The sequence below is a fragment of the Fluoribacter dumoffii NY 23 genome, from assembly GCF_000236165.1.
Lineage (GTDB): Bacteria > Pseudomonadota > Gammaproteobacteria > Legionellales > Legionellaceae > Legionella > Legionella dumoffii.
Genome location: NZ_CM001373.1, coordinates 1,253,204 through 1,260,858, shown reverse-complemented (window position 1 = coordinate 1,260,858; position 7,655 = coordinate 1,253,204). Strand labels below are relative to the sequence as shown.

The window sequence follows — 7,655 nt, the reverse complement described above, 5'->3', positions numbered from 1 at the left end:
AACCTGGTCCCATTACTCGGCCTCGTCATAAACTACACCCTGGGCCCAATATTCAACCTGGCGAGGGTAATCCAGCTAATCCTAATTTTCCCGGACAAAAAATACATCCCAGTGGTACTGTGCAACCAAATCCGGCTGTACAGTCACCCCCCGTTTTTAAGCACGGGAACCCGCCTCCGGAAATGCAAAATCAACCTATAGGTCAACCTCAGCAGGCACCTCAGTAATCTGCAAAATCATCCAATTTAAGGAAAGGTTGGAAGTAAGGAATGATAGCCTAAGAAAAATTCCCATTAAGATCCCTTAGAGATCTTAATGGGTCATTTTACAAAAATAAAAGACATTGTTGAGATGGTGTGCTTAGCCCCCCATAAAAAGAGAAGGAAGGATGTTTTGGAACTAGCATAATTATTATGGGTGTAAAAACCTCGAGATAGATTTCATATCTCAATATAATTGTACATAAAGTTGTATGAAGAGGGTTTTATGCGCTTTCTTTAACGTCATCAGGCATGGTGATATTTAATTCAAGCACTGAATTATCGCCCATGCGTTCCAGATTCACACTAACCTGATCACGAGTAACATGCACATATTTGGCAATAACAGCAAGAATTTCTTCCTGAAGTTTTGGCAAATAATCAGGTGTATTACGTTGAGAACGTTCATGAGAAATTATTATTTGTAAACGCTCTTTGGCAACTGATGCTGTTGCACTTCTTCTACGCAAGTAATTGAAAATACTCATACCGTCACTTCCTCCTTGTTTTTACTGAATAAGCGACGCAACAATCCTTTACGATCATTACTTATAAAGCGCATTGGTCTTTCTTCGCCGAGAAAACGAGCAATTGCATCTTGATAGGCAATACCGGCGTCACTTGTTTCGTCAAGAACTACTGGCGTACCTGTATTTGAAGCTTTAAGCACAGATTTTGATTCTGGAATAACACCTATTAAGGGAATCGCTAAAATTTCCTTTACATCATTAACGGAAAGCATATCACCACGTTCGACTCGCTCTGGGTCGTAACGTGTTAACAATAAATGCTCTTGAATTGGGGGTTTATTTTCAATGGCTCTTTTGGTTTTACTTGCAAGAATTCCCAATATTCGATCAGAATCGCGAACTGATGAAACTTCCGGATTTGTGACAACTATTGCATGATCAGCAAAATACATAGCCATTAAGGCGCCGGTTTCAATTCCAGCAGGTGAGTCACAAATAATAAAATCAAAATCTTTGGAAAGATCATTAAGAATTCGTTCAACTCCCTCAATAGTTAACGCGTCTTTGTCTCTTGTTTGTGAGGCAGGAAGAATATAAAGGTTCGCAATGCGTTTGTCTTTAATTAAGGCCTGATTAAGGCTTGCCTCACCATTTATAACATTGATAAAATCATAAACGACTCGACGCTCGCAGCCCATAATTATATCCAGGTTTCGTAAACCGATATCAAAATCAATCACTACGGTTTTATGACCCAAAAGAGCAAGGCCTGAAGAGATAGCTGCAGAAGAAGTAGTTTTTCCTACCCCACCTTTACCAGATGTAATTACAATTATTTTAGCCAACGCTGAACCCTTCCTATTTTTTTTGATTCAACACAATATTTAACCAACAGTGTACACGTTAATTGATGAATAATTCAAGTAGGGTAACCATGATCCGTGGAAAAACTTTTTCCACATTCAAAGAGGAATTCAGCAAAGTTAATCCTCTTTCGCGCCTTTGTTTTGATCTTTAATATCGGTGCCGAATTGAAATTCAATAAAAGGGAGAGCGGGGGCTTATGTTTGAAATTGCAAAAAGCTCTATAATAATTAGGTGTTATGCTGTTTATTGTAAATTATCTGTTTAATTTGTCCACAATTTATAGTAAACTATTCGGTTAATTTAACTCCTGATGGCGAGAATAAAATGGCGCTTTCTATTGTGCAGCAATCATTAACTTTTGACGATGTACTTCTTGTTCCTGCACACTCTTTAATACTTCCTAAAGATGTGTCTTTGAGAACAAAATTAACTCGTGAGATTAATCTGAACATCCCTCTTGTTTCAGCGGCCATGGATACTGTAACCGAGGCTCGTTTGGCTATTGCCTTGGCACAAGAAGGTGGGATTGGCATCATTCATAAGAATATGACGATCATGGCACAGGCAGAAGAAGTTCGAAAAGTGAAAAAATTTGAAAGTGGTATGGTCAGGGATCCCATTACAGTTACCCCTAATATCACAGTAAAAGAACTGCTTGATGTTATGTCAAAATATAGTATTTCAGGCGTACCTGTAGTGGATGGAGAAAACTTGGTTGGTATCGTAACGAGTCGAGACATACGTTTTGAAACCAATTTGTCTTTGAGTGTTGAACAAGTAATGACTCCCAAAACCCAACTAGTAACGGTTAGGGAAGGCGCCAGCCGTGAAGAAGTACGCAGTTTATTACACAAGCATCGTATTGAAAAACTGCTTGTAGTAAACAATGCGTTTCAATTGCGTGGATTAATCACTGTTAAGGACATTCAGAAGGCAAAAGAAAATCCTTATGCATGCAAGGACGCTGCGGAGCAATTACGTGTGGGTGCCGCGGTTGGAGTAGGTGAAGGTACCGAGGATCGTATCCGAGCATTAATTGATGCAGGTGTGGATGTTCTTGTAGTGGATACTGCCCATGGACACTCACAGGGGGTGCTTGACCGCGTAAAATGGATTAAAAAACATCATCCGGAAATTCAGGTAATTGGGGGAAATATAGCCACTGCAGCAGCAGCCCGTGATTTACATGCGGCAGGTGCAGATGCAGTGAAAGTGGGCATAGGCCCGGGTTCGATATGCACGACGCGGATTGTAACCGGTGTTGGCGTTCCGCAAATTACTGCCATTGCGAATGTTGCACAGGAACTAAGCGGTAAAATTCCTGTCATTGCAGATGGTGGAATACGTTTTTCTGGTGATGTATGCAAAGCATTAGCTGCCGGTGCAGATACTGTAATGCTTGGCGGTATGTTTGCTGGTACTGAAGAGTCTCCCGGGGAGATTGAACTGTACCAAGGCAGGACTTATAAAAGTTATCGTGGAATGGGTTCTATTGGAGCAATGGCTTCATCACAAGGCTCCAGCGACCGTTATTTCCAGGATGCTTCATTAGGTTCTGAAAAACTGGTTCCAGAAGGAATTGAAGGACGTGTTCCCTATAAAGGATCGGCGCAAACAATTATTCATCAATTGTTAGGAGGTTTGCGTTCTTGTATGGGGTACACAGGATGTGAAAATATCGAGCAATTACATACTAAAGCAGAATTTGTTCAAGTGACTAATGCAGGAATGAGAGAGTCGCATGTCCATGATGTCAGTATTACAAAACAGGCACCAAACTATCAGGTGGATAATTAATAATGAGTGATTTAAAACAGCATCCTTTGCTAATCCTTGACTTTGGTTCTCAATACACACAATTAATCGCACGACGAGTGCGCGAATTAGGTGTTTATTGTGAAATTCATCCCTTCAATATCACACACGAAGAATTTACAGATCTTAATCCTTGCGGTGTTATTTTGTCTGGCGGTCCCTCAACTGTAACCCACGATGAAAACCCGCGAGCCCCCCAATGGCTGTTTACTGCGGGGTTGCCTATTTTAGGAATTTGCTATGGAATGCAAACCATGGCGGTGCAGTTAGGCGGTGAAGTACAATCATCATCGATTAGAGAGTTTGGCTATGCAGAGTTGAAATTGCATGGTCACAGTAAATTGTTTTCCCAAATTGAAGACAGACTCAATGCTGACGGCAATGCCTTATTGGATGTCTGGATGAGTCATGGCGATAAGGTAACAAAATTACCACTGGGTTTTAAGGTGATTTGTGAAACGCGAAATGCTCCGATTGCCGGAATGGCTGATGAAAACCGACAAATGTATGGAGTGCAATTTCATCCCGAGGTGACCCATACACTGCAAGGAATGCGTATTTTACACCGTTTTGTTGTTGATATTTGCAAGGCTTCGACTAATTGGACGTCTACACTCATTATTGACGAAACAATCAATGAAATCCGAGCTCGGGTCGGTTCTGAGAAGGTTTTGCTTGGCTTGTCCGGCGGCGTAGATTCTTCCGTTGTAGCGGCTTTATTACATAAAGCAATTGGCAAACAATTGGTTTGTGTGTTTGTAGATACCGGCTTGTTACGTTTTAATGAAGCAAATGAGGTCATGGAAATGTTTGGCAAGCACATGGGTGTTGAAGTGATTTCAGTTCATGCTGAAGATAAATTTTTTAATGCTTTGAAAGGGGTTACCTGTCCTGAAGAAAAAAGAAAGATTATTGGACGTACCTTTATTGAAGTATTTGATGAAGAAGCACTAAAAATTCCTGGTGTTTCCTGGCTGGCGCAGGGAACGATTTATCCTGATGTTATTGAATCCGCCGCAACGAGTACAAACGGTGCTTCAGTGGTAATTAAATCCCATCATAATGTGGGTGGTTTGCCAGAAACATTGAACTTGAGTTTATTAGAACCTATTAGAGAATTGTTTAAGGACGAAGTTCGTAAGGTAGGGCTTGAGTTAGGCTTGCCTCATGATATGGTCTTCCGTCACCCATTCCCTGGACCCGGACTAGGGGTGCGGATATTAGCAGAAGTTAAAAAGGAATACACAGATATTTTACGTCAAGCTGATGCTATCTTTATTGAGGAACTCAGGAAAGCGGATCTTTATCATAAAGTCAGTCAAGCTTTTGCTGTATTTTTACCCGTCAAAAGTGTTGGGGTGATGGGGGATGGACGTAAATATGATTATGTGATTTGCCTTCGTGCTGTAGAGACGGTCGACTTTATGACAGCACATTGGTCACAATTACCGTGGGATTTCCTAGGTAATGTATCCAATAGAATAATCAATGAGGTAAATGGGGTATCTCGTGTAACCTATGATATTTCAGGTAAACCCCCAGCTACTATTGAGTGGGAATAATTTTCCTGGGTGAGAAAAAACCTTTCGTGCGCTTGTTACGAAAGTGAACGTGCATCGCAAGAAACAGGTTCCCGCCCTCGCGGGAACGACAAGTTTTTTTACCTTTGTTATGATGCTACACCTAGTTACATATTAAAGAATTTATTTTATTTAATTACTAATGAACGATCGCTTTTGGATGCAAAAAGCTTACGAGCAAGCAGTTTTCGCCCAAGCTGAGGGTGAAGTTCCTGTTGGTGCGGTATTAGTGAGCAAAGACAATCAGTTATTAAGTTCAGGGCGAAATTCCATCCAAAGCAGTCACGACCCATCAGACCATGCAGAGGTTTGTGCCATCAGAGATGCATCGCAACTCTTACAAAATCATCGATTATTAGATACGACACTTTATGTTACTCTTGAGCCTTGTGCCATGTGTGCAGGACTGATTGTGCATGCGCGGATTAAACGGCTGGTTTTTGCAACCCGGGATTTTAAAGCAGGAGCTGCAGGATCGGTTTACAATTTATTACAGGGTTATCCTTTGAATCATAAAGTTCAAATTGATGAAGGCATAATGCAAGCTGAATGTTCCCTTTTACTCACTGATTTTTTTCAAACGTGTCGATAAATAGATGTGCACTTATCGACAAAGCAATACAAGGTTTGGAAAGAAAAGAAGTAGCGAGTAAGAGTATAGTAGTATTATTTACTACACAATAATTGGCATAGGTGAGGCGGCCTGCTGAGATTGTAATTTTTGATTATTATATAGAACTTCAAATTTATCTTTTTCAACGGCGATTTTTACTTTTAGCCAGTGTTTAACCTTTGACGCATTCAGCGTGTTTTTTTTTGCTGCCTCTTCAGTGAGGTACAGGTTTCGCTTATCATCTCCTGCACGAGGAAAAAATTGAGGGACATTCCTTTCGTAAAAAGGAGCATATAAAGCAAATTCTCTTATACCCTTGGAAAATAAGAGTTCTTGAATTTTGTTCACGTCATTGACCTGGAGACTTTGATATAAAGATTTTGCATCAATTTTGAAATTCAAAAGATCTTCTTTTAACATTGCAGATTGTACTAAAGGTTGACATAGGGGATCAGTAAGACAAAGTTTAATCCATTTTAAACGATCATTAGACAGGTTTTTATAAAAATGTGACACAAAACTTATCTGCACTAATGATTTGATGTCTAGAAATTTCAATATATGAACGTTTAATTCGCAGGGCAAATCTTTCATGAAATGTCCATATTTTAAAAGCTTAGAAATAAATTTTATACCATTGTGTTTGTATTATTCAATGCTTTTGGTTCAGGTTTTGCTAAATCAGGACTAAAACTTGTGACATTTAATTGGGTAATTGATGGAATTACTTCATTCTCAACGACGTTCAATTCAATTTTGGCTTTAACCTCCATGATAGGCGATACCCTATAGTTACCCGTTTCATAGTCTTTTATATGCTCAGGATACAGGGTAGCAGTTAATTTGCCTTTGCCATCATTGATCATTATCTCACCCTCCATGTTGAGGGAGTAAACAATTGCCGAATATAAGAAAACAACTTTTCCATTTTCAATGCACCACCCTTGCTCAATACCTTTAGTATTAAGTAGAGATGCGTTTTTTTGCGGGGTGAATTCGCCACTTAGCATTAATGCATCTAAAAAACGATTTATATCTTGTCCGCCATTTGCTTGTAACCATTCTCTTACAGTATTTCCGCATGTTCGGGGATAATCGCTTCCGGCAATCAAATAATCCAATAAATCTTCTACCTCTTTATTGGTTGTTGCAGTGAGACCTCTGATGCTGGTATTTCTTGTGAAGTCTCTATAAGCTTTCGTTGCATCAGAATTCCTTTTAATGTAATTTGCTTGCCATTCTCCAATCGCTTGATTCATTATTTCATTGCTGTCATCAAGTGGATAGTCATAACTCCAGGCAATTGAAGGTTTTTTGGTTGTTGTTCTTAGCTTTTCTTCATTCAAAAATTGATAATGAGGTAAAATTAATGCAACTAAAACGTTATGGAGCGAGCCAAATTGATTTTCAGCATTTGCTGGAACAGGGTCAATTTGATGCATTAAGTTGATTGGTTTTTCCTTTCTTTCATATGCGGGAAGGAGGATCTCTCCTCTTTTTTGCATCAAGTCTGCCATTGTGACCACATTTTCAAAAAATATGGAATGTGTCACTTTAATCCTCATCGTTTCAATGTAATGAATGGCCTCATAAATTTTAGCAATATTAATTTCGTCACCATCTAAAGGGATACTTTGTTTTAATAAGGATTTGATATAAAACAGATGTTCATTAACGGTTTTATTATCTTTTTTTAAATTTTTTTCTATATGTGAAATAAGATAATTCACTTGTTTAAGATTAATTCCGTCGATTTTTTCCTGCATAATTCACCAATTTATAGAGCAACTTCGAATTCATAGGGAGTAATTTTAATAGAAAAAGCTTAACTAAATGTTAAGTTTGATTGTTTAAATTGCATTTAACACATTCTTTACACTATTGATAAAATTTATAAGCATGGGTGCGGTGTATTTTATATGTAAGTTTGTAGAACATTATTCCAATGTATTGAAGGCGTTAGATTGATAATTCTCTATAGATTATTCAGTAAAGTAGATACTTGATGGCTTTCATTCGAAGTACCCCAAGGATAGACGGAGTGTACCGA

At 38.9% G+C, this 7,655-nt stretch carries 8 protein-coding genes; 4 read left to right on the top strand and 4 right to left on the bottom strand.

Annotated features, from left to right (window positions below):
• A partial coding sequence (locus tag KYQ_RS19465) for a hypothetical protein (RefSeq protein ID WP_035748857.1) occupies positions 1 to 227 on the top strand: 227 nt, incomplete at its 5' end.
• A 257-nt stretch (positions 228 to 484) separates the two neighbouring features.
• Here KYQ_RS19465 and minE read toward each other — a convergent pair.
• Positions 485 to 748, bottom strand: coding sequence for a cell division topological specificity factor MinE (minE, locus tag KYQ_RS05750; RefSeq protein ID WP_010653516.1), 264 nt, complete (start codon positions 746 to 748; stop codon positions 485 to 487).
• Positions 745 to 1,575 (bottom strand): septum site-determining protein MinD, encoded by an 831-nt coding sequence (gene minD / locus KYQ_RS05745; RefSeq protein ID WP_010653517.1) that lies wholly within the window; start codon positions 1,573 to 1,575, stop codon positions 745 to 747. The genes minE and minD overlap by 4 nt, the downstream gene beginning before the upstream one ends.
• Positions 1,576 to 1,921: 346 nt before the next feature.
• Here minD and guaB point away from each other — a divergent pair, with 346 nt between their 5' ends.
• From guaB to tadA, 3 genes are all read left to right on the top strand, one after another.
• Entirely contained in the window at positions 1,922 to 3,394 is a 1,473-nt protein-coding gene (gene guaB / locus KYQ_RS05740; protein ID WP_010653518.1) for an IMP dehydrogenase, read from the top strand.
• A 2-nt stretch (positions 3,395 to 3,396) separates the two neighbouring features.
• On the top strand, positions 3,397 to 4,974 hold the full coding sequence (guaA, locus tag KYQ_RS05735) for a glutamine-hydrolyzing GMP synthase (protein WP_010653519.1): 1,578 nt from the start codon (positions 3,397 to 3,399) through the stop codon (positions 4,972 to 4,974).
• A 160-nt stretch (positions 4,975 to 5,134) separates the two neighbouring features.
• A complete protein-coding gene (gene tadA / locus KYQ_RS05730) occupies positions 5,135 to 5,584 on the top strand; it encodes a tRNA adenosine(34) deaminase TadA (protein ID WP_010653520.1) in 450 nt (149 codons plus the stop codon).
• Between the two features lie 81 nt (positions 5,585 to 5,665).
• On the opposite strand, the gene KYQ_RS05725 is transcribed toward tadA, so the two are convergent.
• Both KYQ_RS05725 and KYQ_RS05720 read right to left on the bottom strand, forming a co-directional pair.
• Entirely contained in the window at positions 5,666 to 6,199 is a 534-nt protein-coding gene (locus KYQ_RS05725) for an F-box-like domain-containing protein (RefSeq protein WP_010653521.1), read from the bottom strand.
• Positions 6,200 to 6,234: 35 nt separating this feature from the next.
• The gene (locus tag KYQ_RS05720) at positions 6,235 to 7,371 is read right to left on the bottom strand and encodes a hypothetical protein (protein WP_010653522.1); all 1,137 of its coding nucleotides are present in this window, start codon (positions 7,369 to 7,371) and stop codon (positions 6,235 to 6,237) included.
• Positions 7,372 to 7,655: the final 284 nt, after the last annotated feature.

Bases quoted from the DNA above. Each gene is read 5' to 3' on its own strand.
- minE (WP_010653516.1), bottom strand. From the start codon at position 748: ATGAGTATTTTCAATTACTTGCGTAGAAGAAGTGCAACAGCATCAGTT.
- guaB (WP_010653518.1), top strand. From the start codon at position 1,922: ATGGCGCTTTCTATTGTGCAGCAATCATTAACTTTTGACGATGTACTT.
- guaA (WP_010653519.1), top strand. From the start codon at position 3,397: ATGAGTGATTTAAAACAGCATCCTTTGCTAATCCTTGACTTTGGTTCT.
- tadA (WP_010653520.1), top strand. From the start codon at position 5,135: ATGAACGATCGCTTTTGGATGCAAAAAGCTTACGAGCAAGCAGTTTTC.
- KYQ_RS05725 (WP_010653521.1), bottom strand. From the start codon at position 6,199: ATGAAAGATTTGCCCTGCGAATTAAACGTTCATATATTGAAATTTCTA.
- KYQ_RS05720 (WP_010653522.1), bottom strand. From the start codon at position 7,371: ATGCAGGAAAAAATCGACGGAATTAATCTTAAACAAGTGAATTATCTT.